This window comes from Pseudomonas sp. I8001, from assembly GCF_013385345.1.
Taxonomy (GTDB): Bacteria; Pseudomonadota; Gammaproteobacteria; order Pseudomonadales; family Pseudomonadaceae; genus Aquipseudomonas.
Genome location: NZ_JACAQC010000033.1, coordinates 1 through 18,274, shown reverse-complemented (window position 1 = coordinate 18,274; position 18,274 = coordinate 1). Strand labels below are relative to the sequence as shown.

Here is an 18,274-nt window from a genome sequence, read left to right as displayed (position 1 = left end):
AACAGAGATGTTGAGGTAAACATGAACAACTGGATCAGCGCCCTCGCCGACCTGCAGAACCAGGGTGAACCCTGCGTGCTGGTGACCATCATCGAAGAGCTCGGCTCCACGCCGCGCAACGCCGGTTCGAAGATGGTGATCAGCGCCGCCCACACCTTCGACACCATCGGTGGCGGGCACCTGGAATACAAGGCGATGCAGATCGCCCGGGACATGCTTGTGCGCGGCCAGCAAAACACCCACCTGGAGCGCTTCAGCCTCGGCGCCAGCCTGGGCCAGTGCTGCGGCGGCGTGACGGTGCTGTTGTTCGAACCCATGGGCCAGGTGCAGGCGCAGATCGCGGTGTTCGGCGCCGGCCACGTGGGCCGCGCGCTGGTGCCGTTGCTGGCCAGCCTGCCATGCCGGGTACGCTGGATTGATTCGCGGGAACAGGAATTCCCGGAACACATCCCCCAAGGCGTGCGTAAAATCGTCAGCGAAGAGCCGGTGGATGAAATCGACCACTTGCCTGTGGGCAGTTACTGCATCGTCATGACCCACAACCACGCGCTGGACCTGGAACTCACCGCCGCCCTGCTCAAGCGCAATGACTTCACCTACTTCGGCCTGATCGGCTCGAAGACCAAACGCGTCAAGTTTGAACACCGCCTGCGGGATCGCGGTTTCGACACCGCGCAACTGCAACGCATGCATTGCCCGATGGGGCTGACCGAGGTCAAAGGCAAACTGCCTGTGGAAATCGCCATCTCCATCGCCGGCGAAATCATCGCCACCTATAACGCCAACTTCGGCCAGCACACTGCGAGCGCCGAACCCATTGCCAAACTGCTGCCGGTATCCCGCCGCAGCCAAGCGACTAACTGAGACGACCATGCCTTTGACACGCAAAGCCTACCGTGCCGCCATTTTGCACAGCATCGCCGACCCTGCCGAAGTGGGGATCGAAGCCTCCTACGAATATTTCGAGGACGGCCTGCTGGTGATCGACAACGGCCAGATCAGTGCCCTTGGCCACGCCAGCGACTTGCTCGCCAGCCTGCCCGCCGACATCGAAGTCACCCATTACCAGGACGCGCTGATCACCCCCGGCCTGATCGACACCCACATCCACCTGCCGCAGACCGGCATGGTCGGTGCCTATGGCGAGCAGTTGCTGGACTGGCTCAACACCTACACCTTCCCGTGTGAAAGCCAGTTCGCCGACAAGGCCCACGCCGAAGAAGTCGCGGATATTTTCATCAAGGAACTGCTGCGCAACGGCACCACCACCGCGCTGGTATTTGGCAGCGTGCACCCGCAGTCAGTGAACTCGTTTTTTGAAGCGGCCGAGAAGCTCGACCTGCGGATGATCGCCGGCAAAGTAATGATGGACCGCAACGCGCCGGACTATTTGACCGACACCGCCGAATCCGGCTACGCGGAGAGCAAGGCGCTGATCGAGCGCTGGCACGGCAAGGGCCGTTTGCACTACGCGGTGACGCCACGTTTCGCACCGACCAGTACACCTGAACAACTGACCCTCGCCGGGCAGCTGCTGGGGGAATACCCGGACCTCTACATGCAGACTCACATCAGTGAAAACCTGCAGGAAGTGGAATGGGTGAAAGAACTGTTCCCGGAGCGCAAGGGCTACCTGGACGTGTACGACCATTACAAACTGCTGGGTGAACGCTCGGTGTTCGCCCACGGTGTGCACCTGTGCGACGACGAATGCGCGCGGTTGGCAGAAGCCGGTTCGGCAGTCGCGTTCTGCCCGACATCGAACTTCTTCCTGGGCAGCGGTTTGTTCAACCTGCCGATGGCCGAGAAGCACAAGCTGAATGTCGGCCTGGGTACGGACGTCGGCGGTGGCACCAGCTTCTCGCTGCTGCAAACCCTGAACGAAGCGTACAAGGTGATGCAACTGCAAGGGGCGCGCTTGAGTCCGTTCAAGTCGTTGTACCTGGCGACCCTGGGTGGTGCTCGGGCGCTGCGTCTGGAAGACAAGATCGGCACGCTGCAACCCGGCACTGACGCGGACTTCCTGGTACTGGATTACAACGCCACCCCGCTGCTCAGCTATCGCCTGAAGCAGGCCAATAACATCGCCGAGACGTTGTTCGTGTTGATGACGCTGGGGGATGACCGGGCGGTGTTGCAGACGTATGCGGCGGGGCAATTGGTGCACCAACGCTGATTTAACAGGTACAACAAAACAAATGTGGGAGCGGGCTTGCTCGCGAAGGCGGTGTGTCAGTCGCTGGATGTGCTGACTGATCCACCGCCTTCGCGAGCAAGCCCGCTCCCACATTTAGTTAGTGGCGAGCCTGGAAAATTACAGTTTTACAGACGAGCGCCCCGGCTTCTTTGTCTGCAACAGATGCGAGAACACTGCATGCAGATCGTCAGAAGCGCTTTCCTCATCGAGGTTGAGCTTGCTGTCGATGTGATCCATGTGATGCATCATCAGGTTCACCGCCAAATCCGCATCCCGCGCTTCGATCGCGTCGATCAACTGCGTGTGCTCATCGTAGGAACAGTGCGAGCGGTTGCCGCTTTCGTACTGGGCGATGATCAACGAGGTCTGGGACACCAGACTGCGCTGGAAACTGATCAGCGGCGCATTCTTCGCCGCCTCGGCCAGCTTCAGGTGGAACTCGCCGGAAAGCCGGATGCCCGCGCCGCGATCGCCCCGGGAGAAGCTGTCGCGCTCGTCGTTGACCATCTGCCGCAGCTCGGCCAGTTGCTCGGCCGTGGCATGCTGCACCGCTAATTCAGTGATCGCACGCTCCACCAGGCGCCGGGCGAGGAATACCTGGCGGGCTTCCTCGACGCTCGGGCTGGCCACTACCGCACCACGATTGGGCCGCAGCAGTACCACGCCTTCATGGGCCAGGCGCGACAGCGCGCGGCGAATGATGGTGCGGCTGACGCCGAAGATTTCGCCCAGCGCTTCTTCACTCAATTTGGTACCGGGCGCCAGGCGTTGTTCGAGGATCGCCTCGAAGATATGCGCGTAGACGATATCGTCCTGGGTTCCACTGCGACCGGCCTTACCGGCTCGCGGTTGTTTCTTGAGGGGCTGCAACTGTTCGTTCATGGGCACTCGGGTCGGGAGAACGGCGGCGAATTGACGTTGACTGTAATACGGCACAGAGGGTCGCTGGCAAGTATCGCGTAAAATCAGCGCACATTGTACACAACCCAGTGCGCCAACACACTGTACGGCTGTTTGGGGCGCCGGCTGTATTGCAATGAATCGTTACGTTTGAGTTTAGGCTTGATTCCACGTTTTCTCCTTTGCAGGAGCGAGCTTGCTCGTGAAAAACGTCCAGGCAGCGCATTCATTCAGGGTGCCAGCGTCATCGTTAGCGACCTTCGCGAGCAAGCTCGCGCCTACAAAAACAACCCGGTAAAAGGAACACCGCCCCATGTCCGACGTCCCCCAAGCGCGATTACGCCCACTGGCCGACACTTCGCCTTCGGCCATCGTCGCCGGTTTCATTGCCATGATGACCGGCTACACCAGCTCCCTGGTGCTGATGTTCCAGGCTGGCCAGGCTGCCGGCCTGACCACCGCGCAAATTTCCTCGTGGATCTGGGCGATCTCCATCGGCATGGCGGTGTGCAGCATTGGCCTGTCCTTGCGCTACCGCACGCCGATCACCATTGCCTGGTCCACACCGGGCGCGGCGCTGTTGATCACCAGCCTGGGCGGCGTCAGCTACGGCGAGGCCATCGGCGCCTACATCACCTGCGCGGTGCTGGTGACCATCTGCGGGCTCACCGGCAGCTTCGAAAAACTCGTCAAGCGCATCCCGGCGTCCCTGGCGGCGGCCTTGCTGGCGGGGATTCTGTTCAAGATCGGCAGCGAGATTTTCGTCGCCGCGCAGCACCGTACCGGGCTGGTACTGGGGATGTTCTTCACTTACCTGGTCATCAAGCGCCTGTCGCCGCGTTATGCCGTGCTCGCGGCACTGCTGATCGGCACGGCACTGTCCGGGCTGATGGGGCTGCTGGATTTCAGTGGCTTTCACCTGGAAGTGGCAACGCCGGTGTGGACCACGCCGCACTTCTCCCTGGCCGCGACCATCAGCATCGGCATCCCGCTGTTCGTGGTGGCCATGACCTCCCAGAACATGCCGGGTGTCGCGGTGCTGCGGGCCGACGGCTATAACGTACCGGCGTCGCCATTGATCACTACCACCGGCCTGGCCTCGCTGGTGCTGGCGCCGTTTGGCTCCCATGGCATCAACCTGGCAGCCATCAGCGCGGCGATCTGCACCGGCCCTCATGCCCATGAGGATCGCAACAAGCGCTACACCGCCGCGGTCTGGTGCGGGATTTTCTACGGGATCGCCGGGGTGTTTGGCGCGACATTGGCCGCGTTATTCGCCGCCCTGCCCAAGGAACTGGTGCTGTCGATTGCGGCACTGGCGTTGTTTGGCTCGATCATCAATGGCCTGAGCATCGCCATGAATGAACCCAGGGAACGGGAAGCTGCGTTGATCACCTTCATGGTCACAGCGTCGGGGTTGACGTTGTTTTCCATCGGTTCGGCGTTCTGGGGAATTGTCGCGGGGGTGTTGACGCTGGTGATTCTGAACTGGCGCAAGGCCTGATTCTTTAGACCCAGTAACGAAAAAGCGACCCGGGCGGGTCGCTTTTTCATGACATCAGACTGCCGGATTAATCGGCTTTTCTGGGTGCCAAGCGTCCAGCAGGGCGCTGACTTCAACGCGGGTCAGCTCTGGACGAGCCTTCAGCCACGCTTCAACAGCGGCGCGCTGTTCTTCGTTGACCGAACCACGGGTGGCTTTGCAAACCAGACCGAAGTCATCACCGCCGACGTAGTCCAGGCCGTTGCCGTCCATCGCTTCAGTCAGGAATGCTTCGAGGAAAGCGTCAACCGCTTCATCGTCCAAACCTTCTTTGAAGTCCAGGTTCAGTTCGAAACCCAGCTCTTGAAATTCATCAACGCACAGTTTTTTGCGCAGACGCCGGGAACGGTTAGTCGCCATTGGAACAATCCTCTTAAGTAATAACGGGCGGCACTTTAGCAGTTTAAGCAGGCCTTTGCCCGATTCTCTGGGACAGGCGGCAGAGTGCCAGTAAAAAAAACCGCCAATTGCAGCTATCGTTCAGCCACAAGTGCGACAGCCTTGGGGCATAATGCCGACACTTTCATGACCATTGAGGGATTTTTCGTACATACCCCTCACCTTTTTACCCCCTCAGCAGTAGGGTTTTAATTCTTATGATCAAATCTTTGCGTCCACTGTTACTCGCCAGTTTTCTTCTGCCCCTGGCCTTTTCCGTTACCGCCGCCCCGATCAACACTTCCCTGCCGCCCAAGGTCCAGGAAGCCCTCCAGAAAGCCAAGCTGCAAAACAATGCCCTGTCCCTGGTGATGATTCCCCTCAATGGCCCGGGCACACCTACCGTGTTCAACGCCGACGTGTCGGTCAACCCGGCCTCGACCATGAAGCTGGTCACCACCTACGCGGCCCTGGAAATGCTCGGTCCCAACCATCAGTGGAAAACCGAGTTCTACACCGACGGCACCCTGAGCGGCGGGATCCTGAACGGCAACCTGTACCTCAAGGGCGGCGGCGACCCCAAGCTGAACATGGAAAAACTCTGGCTGCTGATGCGCGACCTGCGGGCCAATGGCGTGCAGCAAGTGACCGGCGACCTGGTGCTGGACCGTGGCTTCTTCATCCCGCCGCAACTGCCGGAGTTCAATGACGACGGCAACGACGAGAACAAGCCGTTCCTGGTCAAGCCCGATGCCTTGATGGTCAACCTCAAGGCGCTGCGCTTCGTCACCCGCAATGATTCGGGCAAGGTGCTGGTGTCGGTCGAGCCGCCGATTGCGAGCATCCGCATCGACAACCAGGTCAAGGTCTCCAACGCCAAGCAATGCACCGGCGATGTGCGCTACAGCCCGATGACCGCCGCCGACGGCAGCGTCACCGTGACCGTCAGCGGCCAGTTGGCGGACGGCTGCAGCTCGCAGACGTATCTGTCGTTGCTGGACCACGCCACCTACACCGCCGGCGCCGTTCGGGCGATCTGGAAGGAACTGGGCGGCAGCATCCAGGGCCGCGACATCCAGGCGCCGGTACCGAAGAACGCCAAAGTGCTGGCTCGTGCGTTCTCGCCGGACCTGGCGGAGATCATCCGCGACATCAACAAATACAGTAACAACACCATGGCCCAGCAGTTGTTCCTGAGCCTGGGTGCGCAGTACCGCACCGATGCCGACGGCGACGACGCCAAGGCCGCCCAGCGCGTGGTGCGCCAGTGGCTGGCGAAAAAAGGCATCACCGCGCCGCACCTGGTGATGGAGAACGGCTCCGGCCTGTCCCGTGCTGAACGGGTCAGCGCCCGCGAAATGGCGACCATGCTGCAAGCGGCGTGGAGAAGCCCGTACGCGGCGGAGTACATCAGTTCGCTGCCGATTGCCGGCACCGACGGCACCATGCGTAAACGCCTGAAGACCACGGCCATGCGCGGCGAAGCCCACGTCAAGACCGGCACCCTGAACACCGTGCGGGCGATTGCCGGGTTCAGCCGCGACAACAATGGCAATACCTGGGCTGTGGTGGCGATTCTCAACGATCCGAAACCGTGGGGCGCGTCCTCGGTACTGGACCAGGTGCTGCTGGACCTGTATCGCCAGCCGAAACTGGCGGCGGCGGCCCCGGTCCTCTAACAGCAGCAAATATCAAATGTGGGAGCTGGCTTGCCTGCGATGCAGACGCCTCGGTCTATCAGGAATACCGAGGTGATGCTATCGCAGGCAAGCCAGCTCCCACATTGATCTCTAATAGCTTGAATGGCCGTGCACTTCAGGCAAGCACCCGCTCCGCCTCAACCCTGTCCCTGCCCGCCTGCTTGGCGGCATAGACACCCGAATCCGCCCGCAGCAACAAGCTGTCGACGCCCTCCTCGACCCGCCAACTGGCGACCCCGAAGCTCGCCGTCACCGTGCCGACACCTTCCATCGGCTCACCGCGCAACGCCTGCCACAACTCCAGGGCAACATTGAACGCCTGGCTGCCGTCGGTATTGGCGCACAGCACCACAAACTCCTCGCCGCCCAGCCGGCAAAACACATCCGTGCGTCGTAACCGGTGGCTGATGCGCCGGCATAACTCCTTGAGCACTTCATCACCCACCGCGTGACCATGCTGGTCGTTGATACGCTTGAAGTGATCGATGTCGAACATGATCACCGACAACGCCCCCGAGGCACGCTTGACCCGGATCATCTCGGCCTTCAGCCGGTCCTGGAAGTAGCGTCGGTTATGAATGCCGGTCAGGGAATCGGTAATCGACAGCGCCCGCAGCTCTTCCTCGACCCGCTTGAGATCGGAAATATCCGACACATAGCCATGCCATAACGTACCGCCACCGGCCAGCTCTTCCGGCGTCGCCTCACCGCGAACCCAGCGCAGCCCCCGATGGGGCAACTGCACCCGGTATTCTTCACGCCAATGGCTCAGTTGCAGGGTGGACAGGCGAATGGACTCCCGTACCCGCTCGACATCCAGCGGATGAATCCGCTCGAAGACCTTTCGCGCATCCTGCTGCAACACCCCAGGCTCGATTTCGTAGATGTCGCGGATGCCATCGCTGGCATAAATGAACCGCGAGACATTGTTCGGTTCCAGGACGAACTGGAAAATACCGCCGGGCACATGGGCGCTGAGTTTCTTCAGCAGGCGGTCCCGCGCGGCCAGTGCCTCATAGGCGCGCTTCTGCTCGGTGACATCCAGGCAGATCGCCAGGTGCCCGACCCACAGGCCATGCTCGTCCAGCAGAACAGTGGCGAGCATGTTCACCGTCAGTTGGCTGCCGTCCTTGCGCACCAGTGTCCACTCGCGGGCCTCATGCACTGCATCGGCGCTGTCCACCAGCATCGCCTGGGCTGGCGCGATGCGCTTGCCGAGGATTGCGCTCAGTTGTGCGGCACGGGCTTCCAGCTCGGGGGCCAGGTGCAGGCTTTCGAGGGTCAGGTGGCCCAGTACCTCTTGTGCTTCAAAGCCCAGCATCTGCTCGGCGCCGGCGTTGAAGGTGGTGATCACACCGCGCAAGTCCGTCGCGATGATCGCCACCTGGGTGGCCGCATTAAGCACGCTGCGCAGTTGGCCGTGGGTGCCTCGCAGTTCCTGTTCCCGCTGACGCAATTGGGCGGTGCGCTGCTCCACCAGCTTCAATGCGCGCTGGCGCTGGCTGACCACCACGTAGAGCAACGCACTGAGCAGCACACTCAGCAGGCTGCCCATGACCAGGATACTGACCAGCGACGAGTGATTGCCCTGCTGGAACACTTGGCTGGGGCGCAGGCTCAAGGCGTAGACGTGGTCGCCGAGCGTCAGCCGGCGTGCTGCCACCAGGTCACTGTCTGCCACGGGGTTGCTGGATTCGTACAACACCCGTTGCTCTGCATCGGAGGTGTCGACAATCTGCATCACCAGGTTGTCCCGTGCGGCCTTGGGCAAGCCATCGGCCACCAGCTGGCGCATGCTGATCACCGCCATGACGTAGCCGTAAGGTTCACTGTTGGGCACTTGTGTCGTCGGTGCCCGGCTAACCGGTGCCACCAGCAATACACCCATGGCATAGGCCGGCTCCACACCCACCAGTTGCATGGGCTGGGACACCGCCATCTTCCCTGACTGTTGCGCACGCTCCACCGTCGAGCGCCGCAGTGGCTGGGCCAACAGGTCAAAACCCAGCGGCGAGCCGAGAATGCTCTGGGTCTGGCTGTACAGCACCGGCACATACTCATCGCGATCAGTCGCCGGGGTCAGTTCGCCCGCCGCATTCAATTCACGAATGGAGAAATTCGCACCGCGCTCCGCCGTGATTGCCTGCTCGAACGCACCGCGCTGGTCACGCAAAACCCGGGGTGCCCAGGCATAGGCGCGGGTACGCAACAGCAAGGGCTGCGCGAACCCTTCGAACTCTTTGCGCGAGACTGTATTTGAATTGACGAAGAACCGCCGCAGGCTGCCCAGGCGTTGTTCCTGGTCCTCGAAACGCTCCTGGAGGCGGCTGTAACGCTCGTTGACCAGCAGCTGAAAGCGCTGGCGCATCTGCTGCTGGTAAAGCTCGGACGCGGCCCAGGCGACGACAATCGTCAGCGCGATACCGCCCAGCAACACCACCACCGCCACCAGCCACGCCGACACCTGCTCACTGATAAAGCCTAGGATTTTCGGGCGGACGGCATGCAGCGGCATAGACAAGACTCAGAACGCCAGCGTGCGGGTGCGTCACTTTGGCCAGGCCCTAAGTTATAGCCACAGGACTTGCGTTTGACCAGCGCAAAAAAAAGCCGCAAGGCCGGAATGATCCGGGCCTGCGGCTTCAGAACGCAGTGATCAGCGCGCGGTGATTTTCCACGCCCGATGGATCTTGGCGTTACGCGCAAAATCCGGGTCGATGGTCTTGTCGCTGATCTCTTCGACGGCATACCGCTCGACGAGGTTGTCTTCCAGCTGGAACTTGCGGAAGTTGTTCGAGAAGTACAACACGCCGCCCGGTGCCAGGCGCGCCATGGCCAGGTCCAGCAACTGCACGTGGTCGCGTTGCACGTCGAAGATGCCTTCCATGCGCTTGGAGTTGGAGAAGGTCGGCGGGTCGATGAAGATCATGTCGAACTCATCGCGGCTGGCTTCCAGCCAGGCCATCACGTCGCCCTGCTCCAGGCGGTTCTTGTCGGAGAAACCGTTGAGGGAGAAGTTGCGGCGCGCCCAGTCCAGGTAGGTCTTCGACAGGTCGACGCTGGTGGTGCTGCGCGCGCCACCCTTGGCGGCGTGCACACTGGCGGTGGCGGTGTAGCAATACAGGTTGAGGAAGCGCTTGCCGGCCGCCTCTTTCTGGATGCGCATGCGCATTGGGCGGTGGTCGAGGAACAGGCCGGTGTCCAGGTAATCGGTCAGGTTGACCAGCAACTTGACGCCGCCTTCGCTGACCTCGGTGAACTTGCCTTGGGCGCTCTGGCGCTCGTACTGCTTGGTGCCGCTCTGGCGTTCGCGACGCTTGACCACCACACGGTTCTTGTCGATGCCCAGCGCCTGGGGAATGGCCGCCAGGGCATCGAACATGCGTGCCGAAGCTTTTTCCGGGTCAATCGACTTCGGCGCCACGTATTCCTGGACGTGGACCCAGTCGTGGTACAGGTCGATGGCCATGGAGTATTCCGGCATGTCGGCATCGTACACACGGTAGCAATCGACGCCTTCGCGCTTGGCCCACTTGCCCAGCAGTTTCAGGTTCTTTTGCAGGCGGTTGGCAAACATCTGCCCGCCTTCGCTCAAGCGCGCCTGCTCGACCACTGGGGCCGGGGCGGGTTTGATCGGGTTCCCGTTCTTGTTGTACTGGCGCTCTTGCGGCTCGGTCGGCGCCTGGTCGTAGGCCGCTTGCTCGCGCTCGGCCTGGCGTTGTTCCGGGGTGCGACGCTCGCCGGTGACGAACTGGTCCGGGGTGACCTTGATCAGCAGCAATTTGCACGGCAAGGCGCCGTTCCAGAACGAATACTGTTTGTGGCTGCGGATGCCCATGCGCTTGCCCAGGTCCGGAGCACCGGTGAACACCGCCGCTTCCCAGCCCAGGCACGCCTGGCGCAGACGCTCGCCGAGGTTCTGATAGAGGTACAACAGGCTGGCTTCATCACCCAGACGCTCGCCATACGGCGGGTTGCAGATCACCAGGCCTTTCTGGTTCTGGTCCGGACGCGGCTCGAAGGTACCGACTTCGCCCTGGTAGATCTTGATCCAGTGGCTGAGGCCTGCACGTTCGATGTTATTGCGGGCGGGTTGGATCAGCCGAGGATCCGCCTCGTAACCACGAATCCACAGCGGTGGCTTGGCCATGCCGATGGCGGCACGTTCGCTGGCCTCTGTGTGAAGTTTTTTCCACAGCGCCGGAACGTGGCCAAGCCAGGCGGTGAAACCCCACAGCTCACGGTTCAGGTTGGGCGCCATGTCGGCGGCGATCATCGCGCCTTCCACCAGGAAGGTACCGACGCCGCACATCGGGTCCGTCAGCGCGCCGCCTTCGGCAGCGATGCGCGGCCAGCCGGAGCGAATCAGGATCGCCGCCGCCAGGTTCTCTTTCAACGGTGCCGCGCCCTGCTGCAGGCGGTAGCCGCGCTGGTGCAGGCTGTGGCCGGACAGGTCGAGAGAGAGGATCGCTTCGCCACGGTCCAGGCGCAGGTGGATGCGCAGGTCCGGGTTGATCTTGTCGATGGATGGACGTTCGCCGGTCGGGGTGCGCAGCTTGTCGACAATCGCATCCTTGACCTTCAGCGCGCCGAAGTGGGTGTTGTCGATGCCCGAGCCATGGCCGCTGAATTCAACGGCCAGGGTGCCGTCGGCGAGCATGTGGTCTTCCCACTCGATGTCCAGCACCCCGTGGTAGAGGTCTTCAGCGTCCTTCATCGGGAAGCGCTTGAGCACCAGCAACACGCGGTTGGCCAGGCGCGACCAGAGGCACAGGCGGTAGGCGGTCTCCATGTCGGCCATGCCGCGCACGGCCGAGGTGTGCTCGCGGGCTTCCTCAAGGCCAAGCCCGACGGCTTCCTCGATCAGCAGGCCTTCGAGGCCCTTGGGGCAAGTGAGGAAGAGTTCAAAACGGTCCGACATGGGGCATTCCAGGCTTTTCAGCAATAAGTGAACGGGCGACGCATCGCGCGTTCGGTTTTCAATCAAGCGCTTTTCTTGAAGAACGCTCGTGTGGCACGAATGTGCCGTTCCACCCCGGCTACCGGCCTTTCGGGCCTTTATCGACGGGGCAGTTCAAGTATTTGGAGCAACAAGAAGAAACATTCCGACCCTTCGTCGAATAATAACCGACTGCAACAGGCGGACATTCTCACTAAAGGATTAAACCCATCCTCTTTGAAGGGCACATCATAGCTGGGTTTGCCCAATAAAAGGGGCGAAAAGCCATCCCAGCTTATGGCTATAGCATCGTTATCGTTACGTGCTTATGACAAAACGATCATTGAATCCATGTGACCTATTGGTTAGAACTCAACACAGGTTGGCGCCGTAACGACGCCGACACATAGCTCGCCACGCCGGCAGCGAGCGCACCAACGGCAGAAAAACTCTGCCCGGCCTCGGACGAGGCCGAAGGATATCAAGACAGTCAACAAGTGAGGGAAACACCCTATGAGAAGACTTAAGCGTGATCCGTTGGAAAGAGCATTTTTACGCGGATATCAATATGGCGTTCATGGCAAATCCCGTGAGCTTTGCCCATTTACTCTACCGTCGGTACGCCAAGCCTGGATCAACGGCTGGCGAGAAGGACGCGGCGACAACTGGGACGGTATGACTGGCACTGCGGGAATCCACAGACTCAACGAACTTCACGCCGTCGGCTAATCAAGGGCATTTAATTCCGACACCAGCACGAATACGCAACCACTTAACCACGCACGCCCCATCCGGGCGGCGGGCTTCGGCCCAGGGGCTCCTTCAAGGAGCCCTTTTTATTGCCTGTTGTCAGCCGCGCGGCAATGCCGCAATCGCATCCACCGCCTGGCGAATCAACGCCGGGCCCTTGTAGATAAAGCCGGAGTACAACTGCACCAGGCTCGCGCCGGCGGCGATTTTCTCGGCCGCGTGCTTGCCCTCGGTGATGCCGCCCACGGCAATGATCGGCAAGCGCCCTGCCAACTCGGCCGCCAGCACCTTGACGATGTGGGTACTCTGGTCGCGTACCGGCGCACCGGACAGGCCGCCCGCTTCGTCACCATACGCCAGGCCTTCGACACCGACGCGGCTCAGGGTGGTGTTGGTGGCGATCACCGCATCCATGCCCGAATCCACCAGGGCCTGGGCCACCAGTACGGTCTCTTCGTCGTTCATGTCCGGGGCAATCTTGATTGCCAGGGGCACACGCTTGCCGTGGCGCACAGCCAAATCTTCCTGGCGCTGGCGCAAGGCTTCGAGCAGTTGCTTGAGGGAGTCGCCAAACTGCAGGCTGCGCAGGCCCGGGGTGTTAGGCGAGCTGACGTTGACCGTGACGTAGCTGGCGTGGGCGTAGACCTTGTCCAGGCAAATCAGATAGTCATCCACCGCACGCTCCACCGGCGTGTCGAAGTTCTTGCCGATATTGATCCCGAGGATACCGGTGTACTTCGCCGCCTGAACCCGTGACAGCAGGTTATCCACACCCAGGTTGTTGAAGCCCATGCGATTGATGATCGCCTCGGCTTCCGGCAGGCGGAAGATCCGCGGCTTCGGGTTGCCCGGCTGCGGCCGTGGGGTCACGGTGCCGATTTCGACAAAGCCAAAACCCAGCTGCGCAAAACCGTCGATGGCCGCGCCGTTTTTGTCCAAACCCGCAGCCAGGCCTACCGGGTTGGGGAAATCGAGCCCCATCACCGACACCGGCATTTTCGCCGGGGCCTTGCACACCAGGCCATTGAGCCCCAGGCGGCCACCGGCACCGATCAAGTCCAGGGACAGATCGTGGGAAGTTTCCGGAGAGAGTTTGAACAACAGCTGGCGGGCCAGGGTATACATGGGCGGGCTTGACTCGGATGGCGGCGAAAGGTGGCGGCGATTATAGCCGGGGTGACGGGCTGCATGCGAGGCGTGCCGTCCAATCGTCAGTTACGGTGCGTCATCAGTTCCTCATAGCGGGCCCAGATTTTTTGCGCATAGCGAAGACGCAGGGCCTCACGCTGAGGCCCGGGCCCGCCGCCCACATTGTAGGAACCGATCGCTGTCCAGTTGTAGCCGAACTGTTTGACGAAGTCGGCAAGGATCGACGCCCCCACCTCCACCGACAGGCAAGGCTCATCCAGCAAGCGCTGCTCGGTAATGCCCTCCTTGAGCAGGCGCGGCAGGTGAATGCTGTTGATCTGCATCAGCCCGATATCACGGGTGCCGTTGTTGTTGGCGTAATTCATGGCCTTGGCGCGGTAGCCCGACTCCACTGCGGCGATGGCCTGCAACAATTCCGGCTCCATGCCGTATCGGCTGGCAGCCTCGGCCCAGCAATACGCCCGGGCTTCATTGCCGAAGCCGAGCGTGAGCATCAGCAGCAGCGCCCCCTTGCACCGGGCGCTGCTCATGCCTGCCCCCGACCGCAGGTGGAACAGACAGCGCCCACCGTCAGGCTGGTCATCCTGACCGCACAGGTCACCCGGTACCCTTTGCCGTATACCGTCTTGATCAGACCCTTGCCGCCCTTCAAATATTTGCGCAGCGAACAGATGCAACGGGTCAGGGACTCTTCCGTGGCCTCGTTATGGGGCCATGCCTGTTCCAGCAAATGGTCCTTGGTCACCAGCACTCCGGCCGAGGACAGCAACAGGCGCAACACCTGCCACTCCTTGGGCGGGAGTTGAATATCCGAGTCTTCACTGGTCAATCTACCGTCACCGTGCAACGTCCAGCGCTCAAAGACCATGGGGGTAGCCAGTACCCCATCGTTCACCACGGCCATTCGTACCTCCGCACCCAACTCACCTTCCAACACTGGTTTCCTGAAGGTCGCGACTATAAAAAGCCCACTCGCTGTATAGGAGAGGAAAAAACCCCATAGGCACTGATTTTTTCAGACTGGGCACGTAGGACCTTTCGGCGATGCCCGCCCAGGGGCGCCACCAACGTTCTTATCCTTCGGTCACCCGGTTAAATGCCCGCTTCACCTGCTCATGCTGGGAGCGCGTCAACGGCGGCGCCTGCCCCGGCTCGGCAGCGGTATGCAGCACATTTGCGACCGCCGTCGCCTGAATCACAAACAATCGCACACTGTTGGCCATGGGCCCGTTGTAGCGTCCGAGCAAGGCTGTGCCGGTATCGCGCTGAAAATTCCCCACCAGCAATCGCCTGCCCGGAGCCACACGCACCACCGTGTTGATCCCCATCCGCTCCACCCCCGCCGAGGGTTTGTCGCGACTGGCAGCCTTGCCCATCTGGCGGCCATCCTCGACGGTGAGCAGCATCTCGATTTCATTCGCCTCGGCGAAGCGCGGCAGAACACTGACCTGCGTACCAAAGACCACCGGTTGCCATTCGTCGTGGTCTTCACCCGGCCGGGGCAGATAGAACGTCTGGTTGTCGTTGAAAACCGCGGGCACATTCTCCTGGGTGAGAATCACCGGCAACGTCGTGACCCTCGCTCGCCTGCGCAACTCCAAGGCGGTGATCCGCTTCATGAATGCTTCGTCCTCGATGGGTGCCATGACCCGGGTAGCTGAAGGCTTGTCCGCCCCCTTGTGCATGGTCGCGCCGATCTTCTTGAGCTCACCGCGGTCCACATCCACCAGCCACATCGAAACCTCCACCGCGCGCTTTGGTACGTCCAGTTCTGCCACCAGACCTTCGATAAAGCTCACCTGCGCGGGCTTGCCCTTGATCAGCAGGCTGTTGGTGTCCGGGTACGCCAGCACCGAGATATTCTTGTCGGCCAGTAATCCGGGTTGCCGCGGGGACGCACTCTCCTGCTCGACGGCCAGCAGTTTTTCGATCATGGATGCCATGCCCGGCACCGTGACGGTTCTGTCGCCCATGTTGTACTCGCGGTCTGCAACGTGGGTGTTGAGCACCTGCACCACCCCGATCCGCTGCGGCCCCAGGCGCAGTTCCGCACGCTGGCGGTCCATCAGTTGGGCCAGGCGCAGCACATGGTCGACATAGTTCGGCGGCCCGGACACGTAGAACACCCGCGCCCCACTCGCACGCAGCGGGTAGCGCGCCTCTTCGAGCCCCGAACGGCGCATGAACCCGCGCAGGAGGTCGACCGAGATATGCCGCAGGGTCACTACCGAGCTTTTCGCCTCGTCGGCGTCATAGAGGTAAAGCACCTGCCCATCGGTGTACCAGATCAGGCCTTGCTGCTGGGCGACCGACTCCAGCAGCGGTTGGGGCGAGCCGAAATCGAACGCCCCGCTGATGCGCTTGCGAGCTGCCGCCTGACTGACAACGATCGGCTGCCCCAGCGGCAGGGACAACGCGGTAAAAAAAGTGTGCAGGCTTTCATCACGGGCCTGGTAGGAGCCCCCGAACGCGCCGGGGCTGCCCAGCAGCAGCAGGCCGAAAAGCAGCGTCGAGAAACGGTGAAGGTGGCTGAACATGCCTGCATGGCCCGGGCTGAAAGAGCGGCCATACTGCGAGGCAGGCCGATTTCAATCCTGATGGAAAGCTGACGCCCAACCCATCCTGTGCGCATCGTGGCATGTGCCTTGCTTTGCCTTGTCTATCGCAGCTCGCGCCAACGGCGGAACGGGCTCAAGGACACAGACGTCGTTACCCCGGGCTCTTCTTCTGAGTACCCGACGGAACGGCGTTTTTTTATGAAAGGTACGTATTGATGAGTGATCCCCTGGCTTGGGTCAACGGCAGCGATGCCCCGGAAAAGAGCAGCCTCAACCTGGGTTTCATGGCCCTGAGCGATTGCGCCTCGGTGGTGGTCGCCGCCACCCAGGGCTTCGCCCAGCCCTATGGCCTGACCTTGAATCTCAGGCGCCAGTCATCATGGGCCAGCCTGCGGGACAACCTGGTCAGCGGCGAACTGGACGCCGCCCACAGCCTGTACGGCCTGATCTACGCCGTGCACCTGGGCATCGGCGGCGTGGCACCCACCGATATGGCGGTGCTGATGGGCCTGAACCAGAACGGCCAGAGCATCAACCTGTCCCGTGGCCTGCAACAGCTGGGGGTGACCAGTCCTGAGGCACTGGACCGCCACGTGCACCAAAGCCGAACAAAACTCACCTTCGCCCAGACCTTTCCCACAGGTACCCACGCCATGTGGTTGTATTACTGGCTGGCCAGCCAGGGCATTCATCCCCTGCAGGATGTGGACAGTGTGGTGGTGCCGCCGCCGCAGATGGTTGCGCACCTGCAAGCCGGGCGCATCGACGGCTTTTGTGTGGGCGAGCCCTGGTGCGCCAGTGCGGTGAAGCAGAACCAGGGTTTTACCCTGGCCACCACCCAGGCACTGTGGCCGGACCATCCGGAAAAAGTCCTCGGCTGCACCCAGGCATTTGTCGAGCAATACCCCAATACCGCCCGGGTACTGGTGATGGCGATCCTGCAGGCCAGCCGTTTTATCGAACAGAGCACGGAAAACCGCCGCTCCACTGCACAGTTGCTGAGCGCCCCGCAGTACCTCGACGCCCCGCTCGATTGCATCGAACCGCGCCTGCTCGGCGACTACGATGACGGCCTCGGCAACCACTGGCAGGATCCCCACGCGCTGCGTTTTTATGGCGACGGCGAGGTGAACCTGCCCTACCTGTCTGATGGCATGTGGTTCATGACCCAGTTCCGCCGCTGGGGCCTGCTGCGGGAGGACCCGGACTACCTCGGCGTTGCCCGGCGTGTGCAACAACTGGACATCTATCGCCAGGCGGCCAGCGCCGTGGGCGTGCCTGCCGGTGGCGAGGCCATGCGCAGCAGCCAGTTGATCGACGGAAAAATCTGGGACGGTTCGGACCCGGCCGGGTATGCCCGCAGCTTTCGCCTGCATGCCATGGCAGATGTTGCCAGCCGCCAGGCCTTGCGCTGACAGGAGGAACCCATGCTACGAATCCTGTTGATCAATGACACACCGCGCAAGGTCGGGCGGCTCAAGGCTGCGTTGACCGAGGCCGGGTTTGAGGTGATCGATGAGTCGGGGTTGACGATCGACTTGCCGGCGCGGGTCGAAGCGGTGCGCCCGGACGTGATTTTGATCGATACCGAGTCGCCGGGACGCGATGTGATGGAGCAGGTGGTGCTGGTGAGTCGCGACCAGCCACGGCCGATTGTGATGTTTACCGATGAGCATGATCCGGGGGTGATGCGTCAGGCGATCAAGTCCGGGGTGAGTGCCTACATTGTCGAGGGGATTCAGGCGCAGCGGTTGCAGCCGATTCTGGATGTGGCGATGGCGCGGTTCGAGAGTGACCAGGCGCTGCGCGCGCAGTTGCAGGCGCGGGATCAGCAGTTGGCCGAACGCAAGCGGATCGAAACGGCCAAGGGGTTGTTGATGAAAATGAAGGGGTGTAATGAGGAAGAGGCCTACACGCTGATGCGGCGCCAGGCGATGAGTCGGCAGCAGAAGCTGATTCAGGTGGCGGAGCAGATTATTGCGATGAGTGAGTTGTTGGGGTGAGAGGGGGGCGGGGTGTATATCCGTTATTTAGGTAACGGCCGCTATTGGTTCCGCTCTTACAGCGGCTCACTTTTGAACAGCGCAAAAGTAAGCAAAACGCTCTTGCCCCACCACTCGGCACCTCGCCTAGGCTCGGTGTGCCCTCACTCCGGCTTTG

15 protein-coding genes are annotated in these 18,274 nt (G+C 61.6%); 7 read left to right on the top strand and 8 right to left on the bottom strand.

All coding sequences use genetic code 11. The annotated features are described in order from the left end of the window. Positions 1-21 precede the first annotated feature (21 nt). Together xdhC and guaD are read left to right on the top strand one after the other, a co-directional pair. Complete coding sequence (gene xdhC / locus HX839_RS21885) at positions 22-864, top strand: xanthine dehydrogenase accessory protein XdhC (RefSeq protein WP_102368368.1); 843 nt, start codon at positions 22-24, stop codon at positions 862-864. Positions 865-871: 7 nt separating this feature from the next. Further along, entirely contained in the window at positions 872-2,176 is a 1,305-nt protein-coding gene (guaD, locus tag HX839_RS21880; RefSeq protein WP_003219093.1) for a guanine deaminase, read from the top strand. A 138-nt stretch (positions 2,177-2,314) separates the two neighbouring features. Here the strand turns inward: guaD and HX839_RS21875 are convergent, their stop codons facing one another. Then, positions 2,315-3,079: a GntR family transcriptional regulator gene (locus HX839_RS21875; protein ID WP_003219095.1), complete on the bottom strand. Its 765-nt coding sequence runs from the start codon at positions 3,077-3,079 to the stop codon at positions 2,315-2,317. 331 nt (positions 3,080-3,410) lie between these two features. Here HX839_RS21875 and HX839_RS21870 point away from each other — a divergent pair, with 331 nt between their 5' ends. After that, a complete protein-coding gene (locus tag HX839_RS21870) occupies positions 3,411-4,601 on the top strand; it encodes a benzoate/H(+) symporter BenE family transporter (RefSeq protein ID WP_008437554.1) in 1,191 nt (396 codons plus the stop codon). A 54-nt stretch (positions 4,602-4,655) separates the two neighbouring features. Here HX839_RS21870 and HX839_RS21865 read toward each other — a convergent pair whose 3' ends face one another. Continuing rightward, positions 4,656-5,000 (bottom strand): YggL family protein, encoded by a 345-nt coding sequence (locus tag HX839_RS21865; protein ID WP_003219101.1) that lies wholly within the window; start codon positions 4,998-5,000, stop codon positions 4,656-4,658. A gap of 236 nt (positions 5,001-5,236) precedes the next feature. Between HX839_RS21865 and dacB the strand changes: the two genes are divergently transcribed. Then, the gene (dacB, locus tag HX839_RS21860) at positions 5,237-6,697 is read left to right on the top strand and encodes a D-alanyl-D-alanine carboxypeptidase/D-alanyl-D-alanine-endopeptidase (RefSeq protein ID WP_003219103.1); all 1,461 of its coding nucleotides are present in this window, start codon (positions 5,237-5,239) and stop codon (positions 6,695-6,697) included. A 136-nt stretch (positions 6,698-6,833) separates the two neighbouring features. Here the strand turns inward: dacB and HX839_RS21855 are convergent, their stop codons facing one another. Both HX839_RS21855 and rlmKL read right to left on the bottom strand, forming a co-directional pair. Beyond that, positions 6,834-9,233: a diguanylate cyclase gene (locus tag HX839_RS21855; protein ID WP_177067678.1), complete on the bottom strand. Its 2,400-nt coding sequence runs from the start codon at positions 9,231-9,233 to the stop codon at positions 6,834-6,836. A gap of 141 nt (positions 9,234-9,374) precedes the next feature. Then, complete coding sequence (gene rlmKL / locus HX839_RS21850) at positions 9,375-11,639, bottom strand: bifunctional 23S rRNA (guanine(2069)-N(7))-methyltransferase RlmK/23S rRNA (guanine(2445)-N(2))-methyltransferase RlmL (protein ID WP_003219107.1); 2,265 nt, start codon at positions 11,637-11,639, stop codon at positions 9,375-9,377. A 531-nt stretch (positions 11,640-12,170) separates the two neighbouring features. Between rlmKL and rmf the strand changes: the two genes are divergently transcribed. Beyond that, positions 12,171-12,386, top strand: coding sequence for a ribosome modulation factor (gene rmf, locus HX839_RS21845; RefSeq protein ID WP_002553055.1), 216 nt, complete (start codon positions 12,171-12,173; stop codon positions 12,384-12,386). 120 nt (positions 12,387-12,506) lie between these two features. Here the strand turns inward: rmf and HX839_RS21840 are convergent, their stop codons facing one another. The 4 genes from HX839_RS21840 to sctC all read right to left on the bottom strand — a co-directional run bounded on the left by HX839_RS21840 (position 12,507) and on the right by sctC (position 16,093). Then, entirely contained in the window at positions 12,507-13,532 is a 1,026-nt protein-coding gene (locus HX839_RS21840; RefSeq protein ID WP_003219118.1) for a quinone-dependent dihydroorotate dehydrogenase, read from the bottom strand. An 86-nt stretch (positions 13,533-13,618) separates the two neighbouring features. Then, the gene (locus HX839_RS21835) at positions 13,619-14,086 is read right to left on the bottom strand and encodes a transglycosylase SLT domain-containing protein (RefSeq protein WP_003219119.1); all 468 of its coding nucleotides are present in this window, start codon (positions 14,084-14,086) and stop codon (positions 13,619-13,621) included. Then, positions 14,083-14,460 carry a winged helix-turn-helix domain-containing protein gene (locus HX839_RS21830; RefSeq protein ID WP_023659087.1) on the bottom strand — a complete coding sequence of 126 codons (378 nt, stop codon included), beginning with the start codon at positions 14,458-14,460 and terminating at the stop codon, positions 14,083-14,085. The genes HX839_RS21835 and HX839_RS21830 overlap by 4 nt, the downstream gene beginning before the upstream one ends. A 169-nt stretch (positions 14,461-14,629) precedes the next feature. Next, a complete protein-coding gene (gene sctC / locus HX839_RS21825; RefSeq protein WP_177067677.1) occupies positions 14,630-16,093 on the bottom strand; it encodes a type III secretion system outer membrane ring subunit SctC in 1,464 nt (487 codons plus the stop codon). Positions 16,094-16,329: 236 nt separating this feature from the next. Between sctC and HX839_RS21820 the strand changes: the two genes are divergently transcribed. Beyond that, positions 16,330-17,529 (top strand): CmpA/NrtA family ABC transporter substrate-binding protein, encoded by a 1,200-nt coding sequence (locus HX839_RS21820; RefSeq protein WP_003219123.1) that lies wholly within the window; start codon positions 16,330-16,332, stop codon positions 17,527-17,529. 12 nt (positions 17,530-17,541) lie between these two features. Next, entirely contained in the window at positions 17,542-18,117 is a 576-nt protein-coding gene (locus HX839_RS21815; protein WP_003219125.1) for an ANTAR domain-containing response regulator, read from the top strand. Positions 18,118-18,274: the final 157 nt, after the last annotated feature.